We start from the raw sequence: 26,258 nt of genomic DNA on the forward strand, positions 1-26,258 counted from the left end.
TTGAGTAACTTTAAATATTAGTTATTAAGATTGTTTGAAACAATATGAGAATAAGAAAGAGTTAATCTTAAAATTATAAAACTTAAATACACATATTATGAATTTAAATATTGAAGAAAACTACCCTCAAGCTATTCAGAAATGGAAAGAAGAAATAGCAGACACTTATGATAGTTTTGCTAAGAATAAAGATTTTGATCTTGACCTTGACTTTTATGTATTCCAATCTTCGGTACAGTTTGCACCACCTTTATTAATGATTGGTGCTAATCCTGGAGAGGGAAAATCATATAGTGAATTTAATAAATCTAACAATAGAGACAGAAGAACTGCAAATGATTTGGGTTATGATAGCAATCAATTTTTAGCGAATCAACAATGGCATTCAAGGTCTTTATGTAATCTTTTTTCTGGAGAAAAGCTTTTGCCAATGTTTGAAAATGCTGTTATCACTAATGTTGCTTATTTTAATACGTCTAATTTTGTTGAATTAAAAAGAAGAAAAAGTGCGCGTGAAGCAATTAATTTTAGCAGAAAGTGTAATAAGGAATTAATCAATATTTTACAACCTAAGAATATCATTCTTCTGGGAAAAGTTCCATTAGATGAATTGAGGATTTTCTTCGATGAACCAGAAATACCAATATTAAAGACAAGAGATGAAAAGACTATATTAATAAGGCAAACTTCAATAAATGGCATTCCAACATTTTGTATTCATCATCCTTCAAGAAATACAGAATTTAATACTGGTGAAAATTTGGAAATTAAAAAGAAGAAACTTGAGCAGATACTATAAAATTGTTAATATCAATTAAGGAACAAATTCTAACAGTTTCTAAATCAAAGATTGTATGCTAAAAAGATATTCAGTTCTCATTGGAATAGTCATATCCTTAACATTTATTCTGATAGCTACATTTAACTATCCGGGTGGTTCGCTATTTGACAAAAACTCCATTGGTTTTAACTGGAAAAGTAATTTCATTAGTAATCTTTTTGGGGAGAAAGCTGTGAATGGTTTAGATAACCCTGCTCGTTTTTGGGCCAGTATAGGAATGATTTTTCTTTCGGCAAGTTTTGCGATATTTTTCATTGAATTCTCAAAGAAAATACCGAACAAGGGTGCCGCTAACGTCATTAAATACTGTGGAGCTATCGGTATGGTATTTACTTTTTTAATAGCGACTCCCTTGCACGATACAATGATTACTATCGCAAGTACAATGTTTCTTATCAGTATCTTTTACATTACTGTTTTCGTTTTCAAATCGAAGTTACATTTATTCAAAGTTCTGTGTGTTATTTGTCTTCTTGTTTTTTACAGTACGCTGTACCTTTATGGATCTGGTACTTTCCTGATTTTTTTACCAATCATGCAAAAACTAAACTTTGCCATTACGATAATATTAATTGTAGGATTAGAATATTTTACCAAGAAAGAAGATTTTGACCATATCAAAGTGGGTAAATAAATACGGTAACATTACTCATGGCATTACTTGCAAAGTAATGCCATGAGTAATGTTACGAAAGAATATACGCTTACATTCCTTTCTACGGGTTAATAGGTTCTCGGTAAAAGCAATTTGCTTTAAAAACCAATAATTGAAAAAGTTAATATTAAATTTAAAAACATATAATTCCCCAATTTGGTTATGAGCATAATCCTCAAAAGCAAATTAATTGTGATTATCAATATTCTTCGCGAGCATATCATAGAAAGGCTTGGGAATAACGTTCCCCGATTGGATGAAGTACTTCAGTGCTTCAAACCCTTAAAAATTAAACGTAACGAACAGATTTTAAGTCAAGGAGAAATCTGTAAATATGTTTATTTTGTGGCAGAGGGTTGTTTACAAGTATATGTTTATGACCGTGAGTCCAATGAAAATACCCGTGATATTATCACTGAAAACAATTGGTGTTCGGAATTAATGAGTTTTGGAAGCCAGTCCCCAGCTACCGAAAACATAAGGGCAGTAGAACCGTGTAGTCTTTTAGCCATTGATAGGCAGAGTTTCCAGTTATTAGTTGAAACTGTGCCACAATTTGATAAAGTGTATAAACAAATCTTAGAGGCATCTTACGCCAATTCAGTGTATAGAATTAACACCTTTGTTTCATTAACGGCTCTGGAAAGAATAAAGTGGTTAATGGAATACCGCCCCAAATTAATGACCCGTCTTTCAAGTAAACTCATTGCTTCTTATTTAGGCATTTCTCAGGAAACTTTTAGTAGATTAAAAGCAAAACTCTAAAACGTTGACATTTGTCAATGTTCATGGTGCTTGAATTGTAGAATTTTGTTTCATCATTCACAATTTAATAACAGACCAATGAAAGAGTACTTACTTTTATTCCGAAATATCAGTGGTGATAATGCCTATATCACTACTCCCCAAGATATGGCAGAAGATATGCCTGCTTGGCAAGCTTGGATTGGCAATATTGCTATGCAAGGCAAGTTGGTATCAACCCAGCCAATAGAATATTATGGACAGGTTGTTAGTAAGCAAGGTATTAGCGAAGGGCCAGACAAAACTGAGCGTAATTTGCTGGTAGCGGGTTACCTTATTTGTAAAGCCGAAACCCTTCAAGAGGTACAAGAGTGGAGTAAAACCTGCCCTATGCTAAAATATGAAAATGGCAGTGTCGAAATTCGTCCTATTATTCCTTTTCCAACCATCTAAACTTGCAATACCATGGAAAAATTTCTAAATTTAGGTCGTTGGATATTCCCCATTTCCTTTTTGATGTATGTTGGGTTACATTTCGGAAAACCTGACGTCGGGGCAGCTTTTGTGCCAGATTATTTACCTTTCCCTTACTTTTTAAATTACTTTACTGCTTTTTGTATTCTTGCCTTTATTATCAGTGCTTTAATTGGTAAATATGATAAACTAGCCTATACTCTGATGGCAGTTTATGTAATATTAATGGCCATTTTGGTGCATTTGCCCCGAGCGATGGGTCAGGAACTTGGTACAGAAATGATGGCTGAAAACCTTAACAGAGAGAAAGAACTAGAAATGGTGAATTTCTTTCGTAATATCATGGTGACGGGTGCTTTGTTGGGTTTTGCTAAATATGTGGCTAAAGACAATAGGATTATTAATTAAACCTTTAATACTGTTAACATGGAAAAATTAAGTGCCACAACCAATGCTTTGAATTGGTTTGAAATCCCCATTATTGATGTGGAAAGAGCAAAAAAGTTTTATGAAACAATCTTTGATATAGAGATGATTCCCCTCGAAATGATGAGTATGCAAATGCTAATGTTCCCCTCGCAAAGTCCGAAGTCTGGTGGTGCATTGGTAAAAAGCCCTTATCATACTCCGAGTACAACCGGTGCTCTTATTTACTTGAATGCCAACCCCGACTTACAATTGGTGTTAGATAAAATAGAAAGTGCCGGAGGTACTGTTACCATGCCCAAAACCAACATCGACCCCGAAACAGGTAATATGGCTTTCTTTATCGATACAGAGGGCAATCTGGTTGGCTTACACTCTGGTCAATAGATTCTGTCGAGTACTTTTCAAAAATAAAACCCTGTGTGATAGCATTTGACATCACACAGGGTTTTGAATAAACTTAACATCAATTTACAATTCAAAACGTTTTCCTTGTTGTGGGAAAATAAGCTTTAATCCTAACGTATTTTGTTCAGTTAATTGTTTTTTGATTTTTGCTTCATTGATTGCTGGGGGTTTTAAATGTGTAATAATCACTTTAAAACCTTTCAGGGCTTCTTTTCCTGTTAAATCACTCAGTTTATTCATTTCTTTCATAATCCAATTTGGCGTAAGGTGCCCAAACAGTGATTTGTCAGGCTGCTCATTAGGGAATGATACTTCAATAAAAATACCTCTCAATTGCTTCTGTTGAATTAGTGGGGCGATTTCTTTCCAGAGTAAAGCCAATTTGTTGCTTTTTTCAACTTCATCTGGGCCAGTATCACCAAGATATAAGGCATAATCGTTCTGATTCCTAATTAAAAAAGCCGTGCTTTCATAAGGGTTAACATGGCTTAAAGATAAAGCCTTTACTGTCATAGAAGTATTGGTGATATTGCTTTCCTCACCAACTTTTAACGTTTGAAAATGGTATTTTTTGATTAGGAATCCTTTGCCTTCATCACCAAAATTAGCCCAAGTTTGGTCATTAAAATAATGATTCTGCATCATTTGCATACATTTGTCGGTGGCATAAACAGTTTTGGAAGAATCCCCTGGAGAATTAATAATCAAGCCAGAAACGTGGTCGAGGTGGGCATGTGAAATAAAATAACCTTTGATGTATTTTCTTAATACTTCCGTAGCAGATACTTTAAATACTTTGTTTTGTATAGCTTTCTCTATACCCGCATACACAGTGCCAGCATCCAGACAAACATAGTCGTTGGTAGCAATAGGGGCGAGCATATAAGCCGAAAGATTTCTTTCATCTGTTCCGCCTTTTACACCTAAAGGAACTACTTGAAAAGCCGAAGGCTGTTTTTGCTGAGCAAAGAGGTTGGCAGATAATAAAAGTAAAATAAATAATGAACGATAAGACATATCTGATGGAGTTGATGGTTTGTCGAAAATATGAGCAATCAGTGCATAAAAATACCTCCTTCTTTTGAGAAAGAGGTATCTTGTAGATAAAGATTTAAAAAAATTAAAGTATCTTATAAATATCTACTGATTCAATTTTATCCTTCAATTCTTTGATATTGATACTCGACTTAATAGCCGAATCTTTCTTTTTCTTTTTCGCCCCCAGTTCTTTTATTAAATCATCATAAACCATCTGTGCTGGGCGGTCGCCTACAGCTTCGATGATGTTATTGGTTTTAGCAATATTAATAGCTTGCTTTACTTGGTCGAAATAGCGGTTTTCCAACTCAAAATATTGGTCATGAATACCAATAAAACGATTGCACAGACTTTGTAAATAATCTAAATTATTGTTTACATGTCTAACATCCAGTTCTGTTTGAAGCATATCTGCTAAATTTATTTTGCCATCTTTTTGGGTGTACTTGCTTTCAATATCAGCTACTCTTTTCTTTACATAGTCTGTATTAAATTCACCCACCATATAATTGAAGTAATCGTCCAGCGATTCATCATTTCTAATGTCTCTCGGATTATAACCAACCTTTTGGACGTCCTTCTTAAATTTTTCAAGTAAATCTAATTGAAGCGCTTCCAGCAAAGTAACTGTTTGGGAACTTGAATTGGTATTGGTTAAATTGGCTTTATCTAAAGCATTATAAAAACCCGTATAGCGTTGAAGCTCCTTTTCAAATTCACGGATTTTATCAAAATTTACCTTTTTGTCTTGCACGCCAGCCGCATAAGCTACATTCACCGCTGCGGTTGAAAGATTAACCGCCTGCGAAGCATAAGGAATTAGGCCTACGATTGGGCTATCCTTTAAACTCTTTAATACAGTCATGAAACGTTCGTTCTTTTCTTTTTTAGTGAAAATGGCTTTGTTTTGTGCCGTCTTCATAATTACTTCTTCAAAAGAAAACCCTAATGGACCTTTTTCAACCGAGCTAAGTTTTTTGATATAACCTTGATAATCTTGATTGATTACCTGTGATTTTAAATCGATAATATCATCACTTAGAATTTTATATACCTCCGCACTTTTCACCAAGTTAGTTCTAATTTTCTCCCATTTGGTTTTATCACTGAGCGATTGATTCTTAGAAATGTCCGACAGTGAACGACTTTGCATTTCTAAACGGCTTTTTAGGTTTTCGTTTTCGCCTTGAAGCTTACCTATCGTACCTTGGATATTTATAAATACAGAATCTGAGAAAACTTGCGAAAAACCCGTATTAATACAAATTAAATAGCCGAATAAACTTAATAAGATTGATTTTTTCATGGAATAATACAAATTGTTATTTTAGATATAACGCTTACATCTATTTAAATATTGGTTAAAGTTTTCACAAATTTTACATAAATCTGTTTGGTTCTGCAATAATTTTTGAAAAGGGAATATTAACACCAGCGATTTTTATAAATTTCTTCGGTATTTACAATTTATTAATTTTTGAAAAAAGGGCTTTTTATGGAAGATAGGTCATATTTATGCGAAATAATGGTAGACGGGAAATTTATTTTCTAAAAAAAATGCAAGAAACGCTTGCATATAAAAAACATTGGCGTACCTTTGTGAAAAATTAATACAAAAAACATCCGCACGTCTCTGTGTACGTTTCGTTGGATACGAAACAATTCTTCTCAGGAACTTTTACAGTTCTAAGTCGGTCTCCCAGAGCTTTAACGGATGTTCGGGCATCATTAAAGCAATTATTTCAAATCAATTACAAATTATTAGTCTCAGGAACGAGTGGAGCATCAGGTCGATGCCCTCAATCTTCTTCATGTCGTTTGATAGGCTATACAAACAAAGGCAACGAAATCTTTGAATACCACATATCCCAAAGAAATTGGTTTTATCCTATTTCTTATTGATAGTGCACGTCTTTGAAATCGTTTTAGAAAAATCATGAGTGAAATCACAAGATTAAGATTCGATGAGCTTTCCGTGTCGGAAGACATCAAAAATGCAGTAAAGGACATGGGGTTCGAAACTGCTTCACCAATCCAATCAGAAGCAATTCCTTATTTATTAGAAGGTCGTGATGTAATCGGACAAGCACAAACAGGTACAGGTAAGACTGCGGCGTTTGGTATCCCGATGATTGACAAAGTTATCGCTTTCGATAAATACGTACAAGGTTTAGTACTTTGCCCAACACGTGAGTTGGCTGTTCAAGTAACTGAAGAAATTAAAAAATTATCAAAATACAAAAAAGGCGTTTGGGTAACTACCGTTTTCGGTGGTGATTCAATCGAACGTCAAATCAAGTCATTAAAAGCAGGTGCAAACATCGTTGTTGGTACGCCAGGACGTGTTATCGATTTAATCGAAAGACGTGCTTTGAAACTTGAAAATGTTAAAATGGCTGTTCTTGACGAAGCAGATGAAATGCTAGACATGGGCTTCCGTGAAGATATCGAAAGTATCTTACAAGAAACTAACGAAGACCGTCAAACAGTTTTCTTCTCAGCTACGATGTCTAAGCCTATCATGGCCTTGACTTCTCGCTACCAGAACAATCCTAAATTAGTGAAAGTAGTGAAAAACGAAATTACTAATGCTAACATCGAACAATTATACTTTGATGTAAAAGGAAAAGCTAAGTTAGAAGTAATGACTCGTTTGATGGATTTACATGCTGTTAAATTAGCCTTAGTGTTCTGTAATCAGAAGAAAAAAGTTGACGAAGTTGTAGAAGAATTAGTATTACGTGGTTATGCGGCAGAAGGTCTTCATGGAGATTTACGCCAAGCACAACGTACAAATGTAATGGCTAAATTCCGTTCAGGCGTAGTAACTATCTTAGTAGCTACAGACGTTGCTGCACGTGGTATTGACGTAAGTGATGTGGATGCTGTATTCAACTATGACATTCCATTAGATGAAGAATATTATGTACACCGTATCGGTCGTACTGGTCGTGCTGGTAAATCAGGTAAAGCATTTACTTTGGTAGTAGGTTCAGAACGCAACCGTTTACGTGACATCATGAATTATACTAAAGTTAAAATTGACAAAGGTGTAATTCCATCGTTCTCGGATGTTGTTGGTGTGAAAAAAGGAATGTTTATCGAACGTCTTCAAAATACTATCCAAGCGGGTGATTTAGAATTGTTCGGTGATGTATATGCATCTTTAGAACATTCAGGATTTACTGCTGAGCAAATCATTGCTGCTTTAGTTAAAATGAACATGGGTGTTGCTAAAAACGAATTCGCTGACGAAAACTTAGACGGAGAAGCAGAACGCAATGCACGCAGAAACGAACGTGGTGGAAGTGGTGACCGTTTCGGAAGCAGAGATGCTGGTCGTGGTGGAAATCGTGAATCAGGAAATCGTTTTGGAAACAGAGAAGGTGGTAGCAGCACTGGCCGTTTTGATCGTGGTAATTCACGTGATGACCGTTCAGGTGGTCGTTCAAATGACCGTCAGCCTCGTTCTTTTGAAGACCGTGGTCCTCGTACAGACAAAGCTGGTAAGCCATACCGCCAAGATGCCAACATGGTAAGAATGTTTGTTAACATTGGTTTTGACGAAAAGATTTCTCCTGCTAATATCGTAGGTGCTTTCGCTGGAGAGTCAGGAATTCCTGGAAATACTTTAGGACAAATCAACATCTTTGATAAATATTCATTCGTTGATGTTCCGAAAGAATATGCAACTACCGTTTTGAACCGTATGGAAGGTGCTTCTATTAAAGGCAAAAGAGTAAATGTTGAGATTGCTAAACCAAGCAATTAATCTTAACAAAAATAATATAAAATGCCCCTATGAGTCTTCATAGGGGCATTTTGCATTTGAAACTGTTTAAACTTTCTGTTTCTGAGGTGAAAGTATTGTATTTTTGAATTGATTTTTTCAAAATTTGCGAAGCATAGCATCGCTATGTTGAGTAAATTTTGGAACAAGCTATTCTAAAAGACTTAGTTTAACCCGAAAGGGAAAGTTTAAACAGCTTCTTTATATCAATTAGGTTTTAGCAAGTATTTTAGTAGACTAGAATGTTAAATTACTCAGTGCCTATTTTTTTGAAATCGTATTTTTAGGATTTGATTGAACAAAATAGGATATAATTACCTATAATTATTTGAATGGGGTTATAAAATATTATTTGGTAATAAGTACTAATTGCCATAAGATGAATGGCTATTCTAGTGATATTCTGGTTAAGTATTCTGTGAAATTAAAATTGAGTAGAATATTGCTTTAAATTATTATTGCTAAAAACGCAATAAATTTGTATTTAATTATTTTTTTATTGGATTTATTAATGTTTTTTTAACTTGTGTTAAAAAAACTATTGTTTTAACAATTGTTACTGCATATTTTCACATATCGAAAATGTTAACAAAATATTAACATTTCAATTAATGTAAGTATAAACCATCAACTAACTTAAAATCCTTTATTGCATGAAGAAGAGACTTCTACTTACCATGCTGTTAGTCTTCAGTGCGAGCATACTTTTTGCTCAGAACAAGATTACAGGAAAAGTCACTACGTCCGAAAATGGCTCAGAGCTGCCAGGTGTAAGCGTATCTGTCAAAGGTTCAACTCGTGGAACCACTACCAATGCAAATGGCGTGTTCACAATCAATGCTTCACCTAGTGAAACCCTTGTATTTACTTTTGTAGGTTTTAAATCTACATCAGTTAAAGTAGGAAAATTAGGCACAATTAATGTTCAATTAGATTTAGATATTTCTGAATTGAATGAAGTTGTAGTAGTTGGTTACGGTACTCAAAGCAAAAAAGTAATTACAGGTGCTGTAACTTCAGTTTCTGGAAAGCAGATTGCTTCACAGCCAGTACAATCATTTGACCAAGGTTTACAAGGACGTGTATCTGGGGTAAACATCACTACACCAAACGGTGTATTGAACAATGCTCCTGTCATTCGTGTACGTGGTACGTCTTCAATCAACCAAAGCTCATCTCCATTAATCGTAATTGATGGAATGCCTATCAACTCTGGTGATGTATCTGCTGGTGGTTATACTGTAAACAACCCACTTGGTGATATTAACCCATCTGATATTGAATCAGTTGAGATTTTGAAAGATGCTTCTGCTACTGCTATTTATGGTTCAAGAGCTGCGGCTGGGGTAATGTTGGTTACAACCAAAAAAGGAAAAGAAGGCAAAGCTAAGTTAACTTATGATACTTGGGTGGGTTCTACTCAGGCTTTCAGAAAGTTTAAAATGTTAGACGCCCAGCAGTTCATGGACATCAAGAACGAAGCGGCTAAAAACGCAGGTTTGGCTAATCAATTTTTCCCTTCATACAATGCTGACGGTAGTTTAGTAAATACTAATTGGTATGACTATGTTTATCAAACAGGTGTTTCACAAAGCCATAACTTAAGCTTGAATGGTGGAAATAAGGATACAAAGTATTCGTTTTCAGTGGGTTATACAGACCAAGATGGTATGATTAAGAAAAATACTTTTAGTCGTATGACTGGCCGTATGAATGTTTCGCATAAATTGAACGATTTTATCACGATAGGTTCAAATATTACTTATGCAAACAGCTTTAACCAATCGCCTAACACAGGAACAACAGGTGCGTTCTCAACAGGTGGTTTAGGTCGTTTACCATTAGTATTGGCTCCAAATATTGCTCCTTACAATGCTGATGGTTCATACAACATCAACAAAGCAGGTAACAACATGGGCTTAGGTAATAACTTACAAGGTCCTGGTGGATATTATAACCCACTTCCCGATTTGGACTTAAGCAAGTTTACTTCAGAAAACGCACACTTAATTGCTAATGTTTTTGCTGATGTTAAATTGTACAAAGGCTTGGTATTCAGAACATCTTATGGTATGGATAATACGCAAGTGGAAGATATTAGCTTTAGTAACCCTGTTCATGGTGAAGGTGGCGGAAGTAATGGTATTGCTACAAACTATTATACAAGCATCAAACAGTGGAACTGGCAAAATTATTTAACGTATGATTTTGGTGTTGGTAAAAACAATGCAACGATTGTTGTAGGTACTGAAGCTCAAAAATTCACAGTTAACCGTTGGGGAGCTACAAGAAACAACGTATCTGACCCATTCTTTACTAGTTTCCAAGGAAGTTTCGTGAACAACGTAGCGGGAGGTAGCAATTATCAAACTCAAAATGGTTTACTTTCTTATTTTGGACGTTTGAACTACGATTACGACAAAAAATATATCGCTTCATTCACATTGCGTCGTGATGGTTACTCTGCTTATGCTACTGGTAACAAATGGGGTAACTTCCCTGGTGCATCTTTAGGATGGCGTTTATCAGAAGAGGAATTCTGGAAAGGATCTTCATTGGCTAATACAGTTAATGAATTAAAATTACGTTCTAGCTGGGGCCGTGTAGGTAACACAGGTGTAAGTGACTTTGCTTCTTTAAGTTTATTTAGTTCTGGTTTATATGGTTCTTCTCCAACTTGGGTTTTTGCTCAAGCAGGTAATCCAAACCTTAGATGGGAACAAAGTACTAAGTTGGATCTCGGTTTAAGCTATGGTTTGTTCAATGACAGAATTACTGGGGAAATCAACTACTACAAAAATGATATTTCTGATTTAGTATTGGCTGAACCACAAGCACCTTCTCGTGGGGTACCTAATAACTCTATTAACACCAACGTAGGGTCAATGGTTAATAAAGGTTGGGAATTTACATTGAATGCCCTAGTGTTAGAAAAGAAAGGATTTTCTTGGAATGCTAACTTCAATATCTCGACAAACTCAAACGAAGTATTAGCCTTAGCAAACAACAATGCTGATATCATTGCTCAAACGGGTGGTTTAGAAAGCTCAAACATCGTTCGTGTTGGCTATCCTGTTGGTAGTATTTTCGTAGTAGAAACAAGAGGCGTTAACCCTAAAAATGGACAACGTATTTTTGTAAATGCTGCTGGTAAAGAAGTACAATATTCACATCCAGGAAAATGGACTTATGTAGCTGATGGAACAACTGCTCCTTCTATTACTGGTTCAGACCGTAAGGTATGGGGTACTGCTTTCCCTACATTCTTTGGTGGTTTAGACAATACTTTCAAATACAAATCATTTGATTTAGGAGTATTCTTACAATTCTCAGGAGGTAATTATATCTACAATGGTACAAAAGCGGGTCTTCGTGATCAACGTGCTTGGAACAACCATACTGACATCTTGAATCGTTGGCAAAAAGAAGGAGATATCACTAACATTCCACGTTTAGTATTTGGTGATAATATCTCAAACGGTTCTTCTACGCCAATCTCTGAAAACGTTGAAAAAGGAGACTTTATCCGTATGCGTAATATCTCTTTGGGATATACTTTCAAGAAAGGTTTATTGGAAAAGGCTAAAATCTCAAGCGCTAGATTATATGCTCAAGTACAAAATGCTTTTATCATTACAGGATATACTGGTGCTGACCCAGAAATTTCAACAAACCGTAACTCGAACATTGCTCCAGGTGTTGACCGTAACTCTACGCCACAAGCACGTACTTACACAGTTGGTTTATCAGTTAGTTTCTAATTTTAAAATTGATTTTAAGATGAAAAAAAATATAAATATTACTTTTAAAACTATAGGGAGAACTGTCAAACTATCGATGGCTTCCCTCATCATGCTGACAACAATGTTGTCGTGTGAAAAAGAATTGCTAGAAGTAGCGCCCATTACATCATTGTCAGATTTAGATGCCTTTGCAACACCCGATCGTGTTTTGGCTCAGGTAAATGGTTTGTATTCAAGTACTAAGAACGGACAATTATATGGTGGTCGTTATTATGTCTATAATGATGTACGTGGCGAAGAGTTTTTGAACGTAACATCAAATGGTGTTACTGCATTACAAACTTGGAACCATACGAATAACTCATCATCAAATGAGCCTACCAATATGTGGAATGCCGCATATTTGGCGATAAACCGTGCGAATTTATTTGCAGAAGGCTTAGATAAAAACGCAGGTGTTGTTGATGCTACTTTGGCTACGCAATATAAAGCTGAAGCAAGATTCTTGAGAGCTTTGATTTATTATGCTTTGGTAAATACGTATGCTCAACCTTATACGAAAGATAATGGTGCTAGTTTAGGAGTACCTTTACGTTTGATTGGCGAGGTAGGTAGCGGTAACAACAATTTGAAAAGAAGTACAGTTGCCGAAGTATATACTCAGATTCTTGCCGATTTGAACTATGCAGAACAAAACCTTCCTTCAACGTATTCAACAGCATTGTTAAATACTACACGTGCACACAAAAACAGTGCAATTGCCATGAAAGTGCGTGTAAATTTGACAATAGGCAAATGGGCTGACGTGGTTACAGAATCAAATAAGATTGTTTCCACGAGTGCTCCTTTCAAAGCTTCAACTGGCGTTGCCAATGCTTTACAAGCGTCTGTAGCTTCTGTATTTGCAGCACCATATACTACGGTTGAATCTATCTTCTCATTCCCAATGGGCGATAACGATTTACCAGGTACTCAAAATGGTTTGGCTAGTTATTACTTACCTTTAATTGGTATTGGTGATTTCTCTTTGAATCCTGCTGGTATCTTGGCTAGTTCAGCTTTCTCAACAACGGATGCTAGACGTGTTAATTTTGTAAGAAATGATTTTGCAAGTGACTTGGGTCGTTTCCGTTTAACAAAATATCCAACTGGTCCTGTTCACAAAGATTTTGTACCAGTCTTGCGTTATGCTGAGGTTTTATTAAACTTGGCTGAAGCTAAAGCTAGATTAGGTGGTGCAAGTGTTGATGCTTCGGCATTGGCTTTATTAAATGCTGTAAGAGGTCGTTCTACGGCAGCTTATACTGCTGCTGATTTTGCGAATGGAACAGCGCTAGTAAATGCTATTTTAACAGAAAGAAGAATAGAATTCTTAGGTGAAGGTTTCCGTTCAATTGATTTGCAACGTAATAATTTACCACTTCCTGCAAAGGCTAATATTGCTGCAATTCCAGTAACGTCTCCAGCTTATATCTGGCCAATTCCACAGTCAGAAATCAACGTTAATAAAGATTGTGTTCCTAACCCATAATTATTAATGTAGCTTTTACTAAAAAGGGTCAGTTGAAATATTTCAACTGACCCTTTTTAGTAAAAGCTATTCATATTAAACTTTCGAAAATAAAGCAATCAATAAGGATTCATTAACGCTAGTTTTGCAAAAAAGTCTTCAAACATTAAATGAGTATCTAAGTGATTATAAACCCGAATCGGTCGTCCTTTATGATTATATTCGTAAGCCCCAAACTTATTGATTTTGGGAGCCAGCTTCACAACATAGCTACTTGATGAAGGGTCTGCTTCAAAAGATGATTGAAGAGCTGTTAATAAGACTAAAGGGCTATCTCCTAAAACATAAGTTTCGCCAAGATTATAATAAGGTTGGATTCTCTTCATCAAATTTTCTAACACAGTAGTCAAATAATTCCCCACTTTTCCTGTTGGTTTCACCTTTACCAGAAGTTGAGAGTAAGAAACGATACACTGCCGATAGGCATTTCTTGGTATTTGCCACAAAGCAATATTTGATTTATTGAATACAACCGCCCCAGCCGAAATGTCTATTTTAAGGTTGTATTCAGGGGTAGAAAAATTAGGCGGAGGTAATGCCAAATCGTTATATTCAGGGCCACCAATCCAAATTAATGTTAACTTATTGGCTATTTGAGGATTAGTTAATACAGCCGAAGCAATCTCCGTTAAACCCGCTCCGCAAAGTACATACAAAGGCAATTTAGTATCAGTACGTAAAGCTTCTTGGATAATAAAATTTACAGCCTCACTTTTCACAGGAGTACTGTCATTCACCATAGCAGTATTTGAACCCGCAAAGACAGGGATATTATTTTTGATAGCCATTACTTGTAATAATTCCTTTGCTTTGTTAGCAGCATTATCAGCTTGTGTTTTAGAAGGGTCGAAGCCATCATTAACACTCAAGTGAGAGCCAATAATACCTCTTATTTCCACCGAGGGAGAAAGTAATAAATGTGCAAGCTGAAACAACCCATCAGGGTCGCCACTGAAATCATTATCGACGATAACACGCATTCTTGGAATGACCGTATTGTTATTGGAGATATTCTGTGAGAATAACGTAACAGGACCTATTAATACAAGCATTAATAGTAAAAGCATGTGTTTTTTAAGCATTGTTTTTCATGGTTTAACAGATTGATTAGAAAGCCAAATTTACATTGGTTTTCTTTCTACAAAGTAAATTCATGAAAAGATTTTTGTTGTTTATTGTGTTTGATGGTGTTTTTATTTGGGGTCGCTAAGACTAACAAAACGTACTTCTACAACTAAGTAATTTGCTATTTATCATTTACGGGGCACGACACTTTGGAGATAACTCCAACTTGGGCGAAATATCAGTCTATTTTGGGGGTCTGTTGTAGCATTACTGCCAGTGTAAAAATATTTATGAAGAAGTAAGTGGATTAGAAATCACAAAAGCCGATGAAAGTACGCCAGCCTAAAATAGTACAACAGTTTGATTACTTCTGTTAGCCACTTTTTCATAAATGCAAAGTTAGTGCTGTCGCTTTTGTTCGCCAGTCAAGAGACCATAAGCGAAAAAAGACCAACACAGCGTCTATTTTGCAGAAAGTTGTCGCTGAACAGACTTCACGAAGTCCACAGCAACACCAGCCACTTTTGCGATTTTGTCAAGCGATAAGTCAGTTTCAGTCAAAAGATTTTTGATAAACTTAATTTGTTCTCTTTCTTGTCCACGAAGATAAAGAACATCTCTTTCTTCTTTGATGTATTCTGCGATGCTGTCCATAGCGTTTTTTAAATTTAATTCTAAGTTACGAAGTTGAGCTAAAACTCGCAACTGATTAAAGTATCTATTTAACGAAAAATCTCCTTTGGTAGTTTCTTTCACACGAATAAGTATCTGTTTTAGAGCATTTTCGGGGTTCTCACCTTTGAAATTTGCCAAAATACCTAAAATAATTTCTTCGGGTTTGTTCGAGTTGAGGAAAATATGATAGTCAACTGTTGAAAGTGAAACAAGAGGATAGCTAAACTTTAAATGTTCTCTATCAAGTTCGGTTGGCATTTTCGGGTTGTCCGACCCAAGAAAAATCACAAACTGCTTTACAGGTATTTTGTATTTTCGTTCAAGCATAAAGTGATATTCGCCCATGCGATAAATCATTTCAGGCTCATCTTTAACTTGAAACTCAATTTGAAGCACAAAAGTGTTGCCTTTGATATCAGTTAACTTTTTAAGTACATCGGGCTTTCGCTCTTTGGTGTGTTGAATGTCATCAGGTAGTTCTTCCACAGAAACAGCCGTAATTTTAAGTATATTTTGCATGATACTAGAAATTACGGCTTCAATATTCTCTTTGAAAATCTTGTCATATTGACTTGATTGTTGTTTTTTCTTTTTTGCTTGCATGAAGTAAAGTTATTGAAAATCAAGCTATACGTCAAAATACAATTAAGCACAGGTTTTAAAAACCTCCCTAAAGACAATTGTTAAAAGCAAAATTTACCCCACCCTCTATTAGCGTTTGTTTTTCGCCTTTGTTGGTGATTTTCACAAACAATGAGTAAATAGCTGTCATATTGTAACTCTAATAAAGGCTAAATCATTTAATTTTAAAAGCCTTCAAAATTATAAATAATTTACTAGTCAAACTATCTCTTAGAAGTATAATCGAGTCCTCTGAAATAGATTTTACGAGATAAAAATGAGAATCCAGTTTAATCTTATTATCTAAAACTGTGTACTCCTTTGAATGAATTACATCTGATTCAGGGGTGATATAAATTGAATCAGCAGAGAAATGACTATACCTTTCTAAGATATTATTCTCCCCGAAAAATAATAAACCACTTGGAATGGAATCTTTCGAATTTTTTGGGGTATGATATGTTTCCTGTAAATTACCATCTATATCTGTTCGATAAACTTCATCCCAAAATTTACCTTCACTTCCATTTGTTAAAATAGTTTCAATAGTATCCTTTTTTTTACAGGAAGAAACTATTAGTGTTAGCAGAACAATTCTAAATAGGAGTTTTGACATTTTATAAAAGTTTATAATCAATTTTACTCTACCCGATGATTTTTATAAATTATTGATAATAAATGAGATTGACTCTTACGAATCGTAGAAGTTTCAATCCCCAATTATCAAATTTTTGCCTTTGTTGGTATTTTTTACCAACAAAGAGTAAATTCGCTCTTCTGTCATTAGGTTTGTCGCTTACGCACCCCTCGTTGGAGTTACCTAAAACGAGGACGAAATGTATTTTATTTTAGGGCCAATGATTGTAAAATAAATTGAAAAACATTCTGTGACCTATAGCCACCGTAACCTTGTCCATATGCACTTGAAGTTAGGCATACTACTAAATTTTGACTAGGCACTATAAATAAATTATTACCGCCATTACCTGATGCGTATATGTATTCTATTTTGTGTCCCTTTATTTCTTTTGAACCAAGAAACCAAAAATAGCTGTAGCCACTTGCAAATGGATCTTCTTTTGAAACTTCTATTTTTTTCTGGAATAACTCATTTATCCAAGATGAGCTAATAATTTGTTTTTCTTGATATTTTCCTTTGTTTAAAACGAGTAGCCCAATTTTAGCAAAATCTATCGTTGAGAGATAAAGGTTTCCCATTGGAACAGTTTTTCCATTAGGTGCCGTATACCAGTAAAATTCTCTAATTCCAAGGGGTTTGAAAAGATTATCATTTGCGAAGTTAGACAATTTCTGCCCACTTACTTCTTCAATTATTGCACCGATTAACATAGGGCATACATCATTGTATACATACTTTTCTCCTGGCTTAAAAACCATTGGTAATGAAGTTGTGAAGTTTACCCAGTCTTTTTTTGTCAGCCAATTGGCTGTATTGCCGGGGGAGTCAGAGTTATCATCTGCACTTAGTCCAGATGACATTGTTAGTAAATTTTTTATCTTAATATCTAAATGTCCTTCTTTTGCAGGTGAAATATATTTTGCCTTGGTGAAAAAGCTGTAAACGCTTTGGTCTGTATTCTTTATTAGTCCTTTATTAATTGCAATTCCGAGCAATAAAGATGTAATACTTTTTCCTGCTGACCGAATATCATTTATTGTTTCCCTCCAATAAGTATTAAAATATTCTTCTACAACTAACTTATTGTCTTTTATAATAACCATTCCTCTAAAGTCATTTGGTGGTGTTGAATTAATAAGTTTAACAAGATTAGAGATACTGTCACTTACAATACCCACAGAATTAAAAGCAGTTTTTGGAAGTTCGGGAATTGGTTGCTTTAATTTGTCGGAAAAGTCATTTTGTCCAAAACAATATGCGGTTGTCAAAATTAAAATTACCAAATTAAAAGCCCTATTTTTCATAACTTCTATTTTTTGTAAGGATGAGGCACAACACGTAAATACAGCCATAATCACGTTTTTTCTTAAAAGTAAATATTTGGAAAAAACAAACCAACTATCCCCTTAATTAATTTATAAGCAATTAATTGTCAAATAATTATATTTTTATAGCTAATCAAAACAACTGACTATTTTTCAATCATTAATAACCACGATTTTCTGTATTTTAATCAACTGAAAAGGCTTCTTTGATAGCGAGGGTTTAAGTTACAAAGTAAATTAGCATTAAGTCAGTGTGACACTTGCACTAGTTGGGACATATTCATTTTCTAACATTTGTGAAGCAATTAAATCAAAATCATGTTTATTGATTTCTAAAAAGCCAAATCTGAGCGGATATCCCCACGACTTTTTATTTTGAATAAATTGTAAATCATTAATGAGTGGTAAGATAGAAACGGCTTTGCTCTCAAAGAAATGTATATTTCGCCTAAATGGACAAAATTCTGGTGACATCTGATATTGATAGACCTCTTCATCTTTTACTTGCCCAATGGCTGTAAACTCTTGGCATTTATCATCTTGCCCCATGATGAGTTTTCCTGAATAATAAATGATATAATCATAAGGTCTCATTCTTCTAAGAGGGGAAGACTTTCCGTGACAAGCTTGGGCAATACCTTCAGCAATGCCATTTTGAACGTGGTCTTTAGAAGCCACTATTATCCAATATTTCGTTTCAGCCATTTTAGTATTATTTTGTTGTCATAAATATAATGTACACGACTATAAAAAGCGACAAAAAAAAGATTTTGAAATGTTCACTTATAAATGTTAAACGAGCCAGGATTAAAAGGGTATTTACTTAATATAATTGGGAGATTCGCATTCTAACCAATATTCTACAATTATTTTTATGGTACTTTTTAATTTTTCAAAAGTATTAGGCTTAACAAAAAATCCTTGGACTGACTTTGAATAAGCATCAACAACGTACTTTTGTTCGGCACTTGTAGTAAAGAATAAGTATGGAATACATTTTATTCTTAAATCTTCGTTTGTATTAATTTTCTCTCTTAATTCTATGCCGTTTAATTTGGGCATATTTATATCTGAAAGGATAAGGAAAGGTTCTAGTGAGGTCTTAATCAAGTAGTCAAGCGCTTTTTCACCTTCTTTAAAATAGATAATTTCGTTTTTGAAATTAAGTTCTTTAAAAATTTCATCTAAAATCTCTTGATCGTCGATATCGTCTTCTATCACTATTATTGGTCCAGTTTTGTTCATGTTTTGGTTTTATATTTTTTTAAAAGCATTAAATCAGACCTTCTTATTCTAAGTCTTGCAATAAGTAAAATGTAATCGTTAAATACAATTAATATTGAAAGTTAAATGATGTTTTACAAAATCATCTTATAACCCATATCAAAAAATCTACAGTATATTGCAAATAAAATATTAATCCCCAAATGACTTTCAGAAATCGTCTTCAATATTTACTCGTTAAACGTCTCCAAATTTCTAACAAAATGGCTTTGTCGCTGATTCAATCTGGGGCGATTATGGTCAATGGTTTGGTGGTTAATGATAATGTCATTATCAACCTTGAAGATGAAGTCGTTTATAATAATCAACTTATCAAAGAAGGTAAAAAAATGATTTATCTAGCCTTCTATAAACCCAGAGGCATAGAAACGACATTGAATACCAGTATTCCTGAAAATCTGAAAGAGATTTTGCCTTTTGAAGACGCTTTGTTCCCAGTAGGCAGACTAGATAAAGAGTCAGAAGGCTTATTATTATTGACCAATGATGGTCGCTTGTTTGATAAAACACTTCGCAAAGAACACCAAACCGAAAAAGAGTATTTGGTGACGGTCGATAAAGTAATTAATGAAGAATTTATTACTAGAATGTCAAGCGGTATACAAATCATGGGCAAAATGACATTGCCTTGTCAGGTAGAAAAAATTACTGATTTCAGTTTTAAGATTATTTTAGTGCAAGGGCTGAATCGACAAATCAGGAGAATGTGCTATCAATTGCATTACGAAGTATTAGAACTTATCAGAACCCGAATAGGGAATGTATTATTAGAAAACCTAATGCCCAGCACATACAGGCATTTATCAATGACAGAAATTCAACAGGAAGTTTAGCCAATGATAGGTATAAGCAAAATGTTTTGCTATTTTCGTCTTTCATTCATCAATTATAAATCATGAACAAAAAAAACTTTACTAAACTATTATTAACCCTGATACTTATTCCAGCAGGATTGTTTGCTCAGGGCATTAATTGGGATACTGATGGTACTTCGTATACTGCATTAGAAGGTAGTCAAATCTCAAGAGTAAGTCTTCCCTCTTTACAAAAAACAGTTATTGTTACATCAGATTTATTGATTCCTAAAGGGCAGACCTCTGCTTTATCAATCAAAAGCTATACCTTTTCAGATGATGCTAAAAAGGTATTGATTTTTACCAACAGCAAAAAAGTATGGCGTTATGAAACACGTGGCGATTATTGGGTATTAGACATTGCCACCAAACAACTTAAGCAATTAGGAAAAGGCATGCCTGTATCATCTTTGATGTTTGCGAAGTTTTCGCCTGATGGGTCAAAAGTTGCTTATGTTTCAAAACATAATATTTATGTAGAAGACCTTGTAACCAATAAAATTAAAGCATTGACCAAGGATGGAACTACGAAACTAATCAATGGTACTTTCGACTGGGTTTATGAAGAAGAATTTGATTGTAGAGACGGTTTCCGTTGGAGTCCAGATAGCAAATCTATTGCCTATTGGCAGATTGATGCTAATACCATTCGTGATTATTTCATGTTGAATACCACAGACTCTATCTATTCGCAAGTAATTCCTGTAGAATATCCAAAAGTAGGAGAGAAGCCTTCGGCTTGTAAAGTAGGTGTTGTAGATATTGCTACCGCTAAAACGATTTGGATGAAAGTGCCGGGGGAATCAACCAACAACTATATTCCTAAAATGGAATGGGCTGGTAATTCATCTGAAATCATTATCCAACAATTGCCACGTAAGCAAAACGAAACAAAATTGATGCTTTGTAATGCTAAAACGGGCGTAGCCAAAACTTTTTATAGTGAATCTGATAAAGCTTGGGTAAATGTAAATAACCGTGCAGGAGAGGCGGTAGGCTGGGATTGGTTGAAAAATGGAAAAGATTTTATCTGGCAATCGGAAAAAGATGGCTGGAATCACTTATATATTGTTGGAAAAGACGGTAAAGAAAAGTTGATAACTGCGGGTGATTTTGATGTAATTAGTTTCTTAGCATTCAATGAAGAAACAAATGTAATTTACTTCACAGCTTCACCAGAAAATGCTACGCAACAATATTTATATAGAACTACGTTAGATGGAAAAGGAAAAGCAGAGAGAGTTTCACCTTTGAACCAAGCAGGAACACACAGTTATAATGTTTCGCCAACGGGTAAGTTCGCTCAACATCGTTTTACTAGCTCGACAGTTAGTCCCGTGAGTGAAATGATTACGCTGCCCGACCATAAGCCTTTTAACGAAGCAGAAGGTGTTGATGCGAAAATAGCCAAGCAAAAACCAAGAAAAAACAAGGTTGAATTTTTAAAAATCAAGACCGAAGATAACATCACTGTGGATGCATGGATGGTAAAACCTTATGATTTTGATTCTACTAAAAAGTATCCAATTGTATTTATGGTTTATACAGAACCTGCTTCGGCAACGGTAAAAGATACTTATTCGGCAGGCTCAAATGGTTTATACGTTGGTGATATGGCAAAAGATGGTTATATCTATGTATCAGTTGATGGAAGAGGAACACCGTCTCCTAAAGGTCGTGAGTGGAGAAAGGCAATTTATCGTAAAATTGGACAAATCAATATCCGCGACCAAGCAATGGCAGCGAAGGAGTTATTGAAAAATAAATACATCGACCCTACAAGAGTAGCTGTTCATGGTTGGAGTGGCGGAGGGTCAACTACGTTAAATTTATTATTTCAATACCCAGAAATTTATCAAACAGGTATTGCAGTAGCGGCGGTAGCTAATCAGCTTTCTTATGATAACATTTATCAGGAAAGATATATGGGTATTCCTCAAGAAAATCGTGAGGATTTTGTGAATGGTTCTCCGATTACTTATGCTAAAAACTTGAAAGGGAATTTATTATACATTCATGGAACAGGCGATGATAATGTACATTATCAAAATGCTGAAATGTTAGTGAATGAATTAATTAAGTACAACAAACAGTTTCAATTTATGGCATATCCAAATCGTTCGCATGGCATTTATGAAGGCGAAGGAACAAGAATGCACTTGAATACTTTGTACACTAATTACTTGAAACAATATTGCCCACCAGGAGGAAGATAATAATAGCTGTGAGTGATGAGCTTTGAGCATTCAGCTGTATTTCAAACAAAAACACCCGATAGTTTAAAACCTATCGGGTGTTTTTGTTTGAATCCTTTTTAACAATGCTACAACACAGAACCTTTTATTCCTTCCAACAACCCCTTCCAAAGCGTATAGAAAAAAGGCTTGTCAGGTATCCTCAGATAATTGATAATAGCAACTCTTGGAGGTTTCTTTCCTGTTGGATTACTTTTTTTGATGACAAATGTATTGGCTATAAAAGATAGTAATTTCCGTTTTTTAAAGACACCGTCTTCGGGAGGAAATTTATAAATCATTACTTTTAAGTCTTGATAGAGCATCGTAGTAGAACCCTTCAATCCGAATTTATTCCCATGCATATCAAAAGCAAAATAACTAAGATATCCTTCCTGAGTTTTAGCCATTACTAAAGCTTCGGTTACCTGATTTACAGTGGCTAATTGCATATTAAGTACTTTGCCACTACAACTAAAATCTCCTTGTTTATCTGATACATTGAAGCGAAAAGAAAAATGAACATTTGCTTTATTCATCAATTTAGATTTCAAAAAAACCATGCAATTGGGATTTTTCGCTAAGGGGACAGAATCATTCGTGAAGTTATGTACATAACCATTAGCTTTGTCAAAAATCACGTTGCCTACTAAATTTGTTTGAGGATTATATTCAGAATACGTTATTTTAAAACGACTTAATTTTATCGTATCAATTAAAAATTTAAGTTGCCATTTCCTAAAAGCTTCATGAGGGAAAGGGCGATAATCCATTTTCTTATGTGGTTTGAAAAGACGCGTGTCTGTAAATACATTTATCTGTCCATTGTTAATACCGAGGTTCTTAGCATAGATTTTTTTCTCCTCAAAAAGCTTGTATAAATCTATAGAATCTAGTTTGATATTTTTACAAATTATACTGATTCTATCATCCCCATCAGTTTTATTGCCATAGGCAATTTCCTTATACTGAGGTTCATATTCCAAGTGTTCGAGCGATAATGATTTTGATTTTGTAGAGAATAATAATTCCTTAATTTTAAATTTATTCAATGAATCCTCTGTCAGTATTTCTAGTTTATCTAACTTGAAGACACACTCTTTCATATAATAAAAACGACTTTTATCACGATGAGACATTGAGTCTATCAATAAGTCGGTGAGTTCAATATTTAAATGTTCAACCTTGCTGGTACTAGGCGTTTTCTTTTCAGAACGATTAATAAAAGTAAAATTGATATTATCTAAACTTACCTTTTCTACAGAAAATGATTTTACAAATTTTGAAAGTATCGTATAGAATGGCGTAATTGTCTTGAAAGAATTATAATATTGCCTGTGATGGTTAATCTGAATAACGGGTTCTTTAATGCTGATTGATTGTAAGTGTAACTTTGAAGAAAAAATAATTTTCCAAGGATTAATCCCTGTTAAATGAATTTCTTCTACTTGAGCTTGATAAATATTATCAGGCATTTTTTTTGCCAAATCCAGTTGTTTATACAAAGTAGTATCTGCTTGCCAACGCACGCCCAAAATGCGAGCATCACCACCAGTAATATTATACTGAATATCTTTGAAATCAATGTGATATAAACTATCAGTACTTTTTAATACTGCATATTGAATACGTTTTGATAATAAAGGCTTTAATCCCCATAGCCCTACGATGGTAGCTATTGCTAAAAATGCAAGTAATGTATAAAGACTAATAATTAGTCCTTTTTTGAAGCGATTTTTTGGATTTTGTGTCATAGAATTAATGGTAAAGAGTCAACTACTAAAAGACCTAAATTTCTATGCCAGTAGATAGTAAAATAGCGGTATTACAATAAAATAAATGTTAGTTTGTCCAACATACTCAAGATAAGGCGATTTACTAGTCAATTTTCATCCTTTTGATGAAGAAAAAGTTTTGATATATTTAAAATAAATAATGGAAAATAAGTAGCATTAAAAGAGTATTATCACTCAGCATTCAAATATTTTAATTGTTTAAATAACGTGAATTCTGTAAATTGAAATAAAAAATCAACAAAATGAGGTCAAAACATTTACTTACTTTATCAATCTGCTTAATAGGTTTAGGGGCTTGTAAAACTACACAACCCAACCAACAAAATACTTCTCTTCAAAAACCAGTTGAAAATCAAGGCTTTTATCAATTCAGTAACGAAGACCCCAATGCCTCGCCTTTCTTTGCTAGAAAGGCATCTGTATATGCCAAAAACGGAATGGTAACGGCTACTCATCCAGTTGCGTCACAAGTGGGCGTGGACATTCTGAAACAAGGAGGGAATGCTATCGATGCGGCAGTAGCTACGCAGTTTGCTTTGGCAGTGGTTCACCCAGCAGCAGGCAATATCGGGGGCGGAGGTTTTCTGGTTTATCGTGATAAAGACGGCAAAACCTATACGTTGGATTATCGCGAAAAAGCACCTGAGCATGCTAGCAGGGATATGTATTTAGATGAAAACAAGAATGTAAAGGCGGGTCAGCCTAGTTGGCAGGGGCATTTAGCGAGTGGTACACCCGGTTCGGTAGATGGTTTAGAACAAGCCCATAAACGTTTTGGAAAGCTTACTTGGAAGCAAGTATTGCAACCAGCGATTGATTTAGCTGAAAAAGGCGTCAAATTGACTACACGCGAAGCTAGAGGATTAAATAATGTGAAAGCTGATTTGCTAAAGTTTAATCCGACAAAAAAGTATTTCATGAAAGAAGATACTGCAAAGTGGGTTGAAGGAGAAATACTCATTCAAAAGGATTTGGCAAAAACACTTAAATTGATACAGGCGCAAGGAAGAAAAGGCTTTTATGAAGGCGAAACGGCTAAATTATTATTAGCTGAAATGAATCGGGGAGGAGGAATTATTACTCAAAAAGATTTAGATAGTTATCATTCAGCTTGGCGTGAACCTGTAGTTGGCAATTATAAAAACCTAAAAGTGATTTCGATGCCACCACCCTCTAGCGGAGGAATCGCTTTATTACAACTCCTAAAATTTGTTGAGCCATATCCTCTTCAAAAATGGGGTTGGCATAGCGACTCTACCACACAGGTAATGATTGAAGCTGAACGTCGGGTATATGCTGATCGTTCAAAGTGGTTGGGTGACCCTGATTTTGTAAAAGTACCTCAGAAGGAATTATTGGAGGCCGAATATTTAAAGAAACGCTGGCAGGATTTTCAGTTTGCTCAAGCAACTGACAGCAAAATGGTAAAAGGAGGAGATATTACAGGGTATGAAAGTCCTGAAACTACTCACTCATCTTTTGTCGATAAAGAAGGAAATGCAGTATCCATTACTACTACCTTGAATGGCTCTTATGGAAGCAAAGTAGTTGTAGACGGAGCAGGCTTTTTAATGAATGATGAAATGGATGATTTTTCTATCAAGCCGGGCGTTCCAAATGTGTATGGATTGATTGGAAATGAAGCTAATGCCATTGCTGCTAACAAAAGAATGCTATCATCTATGACGCCAACGATTGTTGAAAAGGATGGAAAACTTTTAATGGTCTTAGGCACTCCGGGTGGCTCAACTATTATTACTTCGGTTTTTCAAGTGTTTTTAAATGTTGTGGAACACCAAATGTCTATGCAACAGGCGGTTGATGCTCTTCGTTTCCATCACCAATGGACGCCCGATAGAACTACTTTTGAAGAGGGTGCTTTTACAGAAAAAACCTTGATAAGAATGCGTGAAAAGGGATATAAGTTAGATTCTCAGAAAAATACTATTGGTAGGATGGATTGTATTTTGGTATTGCCTGACGGTATTTATGAAGGCGGAGCAGACGTAAGAGCAGATGATACAGCGGTGGGTTATTGAGCGGGAATATTCATCACTAGTGAGGGACTTAAGTCC

Annotated in this window: 21 protein-coding genes; 12 read left to right on the plus strand and 9 right to left on the minus strand. The window is 34.9% G+C overall.

Annotated features, from left to right (window positions below):
- Positions 1-97: 97 nt before the first annotated feature.
- The 6 genes from VB264_RS12680 (at position 98) to VB264_RS12705 (ending at position 3,527) form a co-directional block, all read left to right on the plus strand.
- Entirely contained in the window at positions 98-799 is a 702-nt protein-coding gene (locus VB264_RS12680; protein WP_323249893.1) for a uracil-DNA glycosylase family protein, read from the plus strand.
- Between the two features lie 55 nt (positions 800-854).
- A complete protein-coding gene (locus tag VB264_RS12685) occupies positions 855-1,475 on the plus strand; it encodes a hypothetical protein (RefSeq protein WP_323249895.1) in 621 nt (206 codons plus the stop codon).
- A gap of 183 nt (positions 1,476-1,658) precedes the next feature.
- Positions 1,659-2,261 carry a Crp/Fnr family transcriptional regulator gene (locus tag VB264_RS12690; protein WP_323249897.1) on the plus strand — a complete coding sequence of 201 codons (603 nt, stop codon included), beginning with the start codon at positions 1,659-1,661 and terminating at the stop codon, positions 2,259-2,261.
- A 78-nt stretch (positions 2,262-2,339) separates the two neighbouring features.
- Positions 2,340-2,693, plus strand: coding sequence for a YciI family protein (locus tag VB264_RS12695; RefSeq protein WP_323249898.1), 354 nt, complete (start codon positions 2,340-2,342; stop codon positions 2,691-2,693).
- A gap of 12 nt (positions 2,694-2,705) precedes the next feature.
- A complete protein-coding gene (locus tag VB264_RS12700; protein ID WP_323249900.1) occupies positions 2,706-3,122 on the plus strand; it encodes a DoxX family protein in 417 nt (138 codons plus the stop codon).
- 18 nt (positions 3,123-3,140) lie between these two features.
- Positions 3,141-3,527, plus strand: a complete 387-nt coding sequence (locus VB264_RS12705) for a VOC family protein (protein WP_309920116.1) — start codon at positions 3,141-3,143, stop codon at positions 3,525-3,527.
- A gap of 84 nt (positions 3,528-3,611) precedes the next feature.
- Here VB264_RS12705 and VB264_RS12710 read toward each other — a convergent pair whose 3' ends face one another.
- Together VB264_RS12710 and VB264_RS12715 are read right to left on the minus strand one after the other, a co-directional pair.
- Positions 3,612-4,565 (minus strand): 3',5'-cyclic-nucleotide phosphodiesterase, encoded by a 954-nt coding sequence (locus tag VB264_RS12710; RefSeq protein WP_323249902.1) that lies wholly within the window; start codon positions 4,563-4,565, stop codon positions 3,612-3,614.
- A 103-nt stretch (positions 4,566-4,668) separates the two neighbouring features.
- A complete protein-coding gene (locus tag VB264_RS12715; protein WP_323249904.1) occupies positions 4,669-5,892 on the minus strand; it encodes a hypothetical protein in 1,224 nt (407 codons plus the stop codon).
- 630 nt (positions 5,893-6,522) lie between these two features.
- Between VB264_RS12715 and VB264_RS12720 the strand changes: the two genes are divergently transcribed.
- The 3 genes from VB264_RS12720 (at position 6,523) to VB264_RS12730 (ending at position 13,650) form a co-directional block, all read left to right on the plus strand.
- The gene (locus VB264_RS12720; protein WP_323249906.1) at positions 6,523-8,358 is read left to right on the plus strand and encodes a DEAD/DEAH box helicase; all 1,836 of its coding nucleotides are present in this window, start codon (positions 6,523-6,525) and stop codon (positions 8,356-8,358) included.
- A gap of 671 nt (positions 8,359-9,029) precedes the next feature.
- Positions 9,030-12,137 (plus strand): SusC/RagA family TonB-linked outer membrane protein, encoded by a 3,108-nt coding sequence (locus tag VB264_RS12725; protein ID WP_323249908.1) that lies wholly within the window; start codon positions 9,030-9,032, stop codon positions 12,135-12,137.
- Positions 12,138-12,156: 19 nt separating this feature from the next.
- Positions 12,157-13,650, plus strand: a complete 1,494-nt coding sequence (locus VB264_RS12730; protein WP_323249910.1) for a RagB/SusD family nutrient uptake outer membrane protein — start codon at positions 12,157-12,159, stop codon at positions 13,648-13,650.
- A gap of 98 nt (positions 13,651-13,748) precedes the next feature.
- On the opposite strand, the gene VB264_RS12735 is transcribed toward VB264_RS12730, so the two are convergent.
- From VB264_RS12735 to VB264_RS12760, 6 genes are all read right to left on the minus strand, one after another.
- Positions 13,749-14,771 carry a nucleoside hydrolase gene (locus VB264_RS12735; protein ID WP_323249912.1) on the minus strand — a complete coding sequence of 341 codons (1,023 nt, stop codon included), beginning with the start codon at positions 14,769-14,771 and terminating at the stop codon, positions 13,749-13,751.
- A 445-nt stretch (positions 14,772-15,216) separates the two neighbouring features.
- Positions 15,217-16,032, minus strand: coding sequence for an RpnC/YadD family protein (locus VB264_RS12740; RefSeq protein ID WP_323249914.1), 816 nt, complete (start codon positions 16,030-16,032; stop codon positions 15,217-15,219).
- A gap of 193 nt (positions 16,033-16,225) precedes the next feature.
- Positions 16,226-16,666, minus strand: a complete 441-nt coding sequence (locus VB264_RS12745) for a hypothetical protein (protein WP_323249916.1) — start codon at positions 16,664-16,666, stop codon at positions 16,226-16,228.
- A gap of 227 nt (positions 16,667-16,893) precedes the next feature.
- Positions 16,894-17,994 (minus strand): serine hydrolase domain-containing protein, encoded by a 1,101-nt coding sequence (locus VB264_RS12750; protein ID WP_323249918.1) that lies wholly within the window; start codon positions 17,992-17,994, stop codon positions 16,894-16,896.
- Positions 17,995-18,258: 264 nt separating this feature from the next.
- Complete coding sequence (locus tag VB264_RS12755) at positions 18,259-18,720, minus strand: EVE domain-containing protein (protein ID WP_323249920.1); 462 nt, start codon at positions 18,718-18,720, stop codon at positions 18,259-18,261.
- 114 nt (positions 18,721-18,834) lie between these two features.
- A complete protein-coding gene (locus VB264_RS12760) occupies positions 18,835-19,260 on the minus strand; it encodes a response regulator (RefSeq protein ID WP_309920083.1) in 426 nt (141 codons plus the stop codon).
- A gap of 182 nt (positions 19,261-19,442) precedes the next feature.
- Between VB264_RS12760 and VB264_RS12765 the strand changes: the two genes are divergently transcribed.
- A complete protein-coding gene (locus VB264_RS12765; protein ID WP_323249922.1) occupies positions 19,443-20,132 on the plus strand; it encodes a pseudouridine synthase in 690 nt (229 codons plus the stop codon).
- 62 nt (positions 20,133-20,194) lie between these two features.
- On the plus strand, positions 20,195-22,369 hold the full coding sequence (locus VB264_RS12770; protein WP_323249924.1) for a S9 family peptidase: 2,175 nt from the start codon (positions 20,195-20,197) through the stop codon (positions 22,367-22,369).
- Between the two features lie 107 nt (positions 22,370-22,476).
- Here VB264_RS12770 and VB264_RS12775 read toward each other — a convergent pair whose 3' ends face one another.
- Positions 22,477-24,141, minus strand: coding sequence for a hypothetical protein (locus VB264_RS12775; RefSeq protein ID WP_323249926.1), 1,665 nt, complete (start codon positions 24,139-24,141; stop codon positions 22,477-22,479).
- 284 nt (positions 24,142-24,425) lie between these two features.
- Between VB264_RS12775 and ggt the strand changes: the two genes are divergently transcribed.
- On the plus strand, positions 24,426-26,222 hold the full coding sequence (gene ggt, locus VB264_RS12780; RefSeq protein WP_323249928.1) for a gamma-glutamyltransferase: 1,797 nt from the start codon (positions 24,426-24,428) through the stop codon (positions 26,220-26,222).
- Positions 26,223-26,258 lie beyond the last annotated feature (36 nt).

It is taken from the genome of Arcicella aquatica (genome assembly GCF_034928825.1).
Taxonomy (GTDB): domain Bacteria; phylum Bacteroidota; class Bacteroidia; order Cytophagales; family Spirosomataceae; genus Arcicella; species Arcicella aquatica.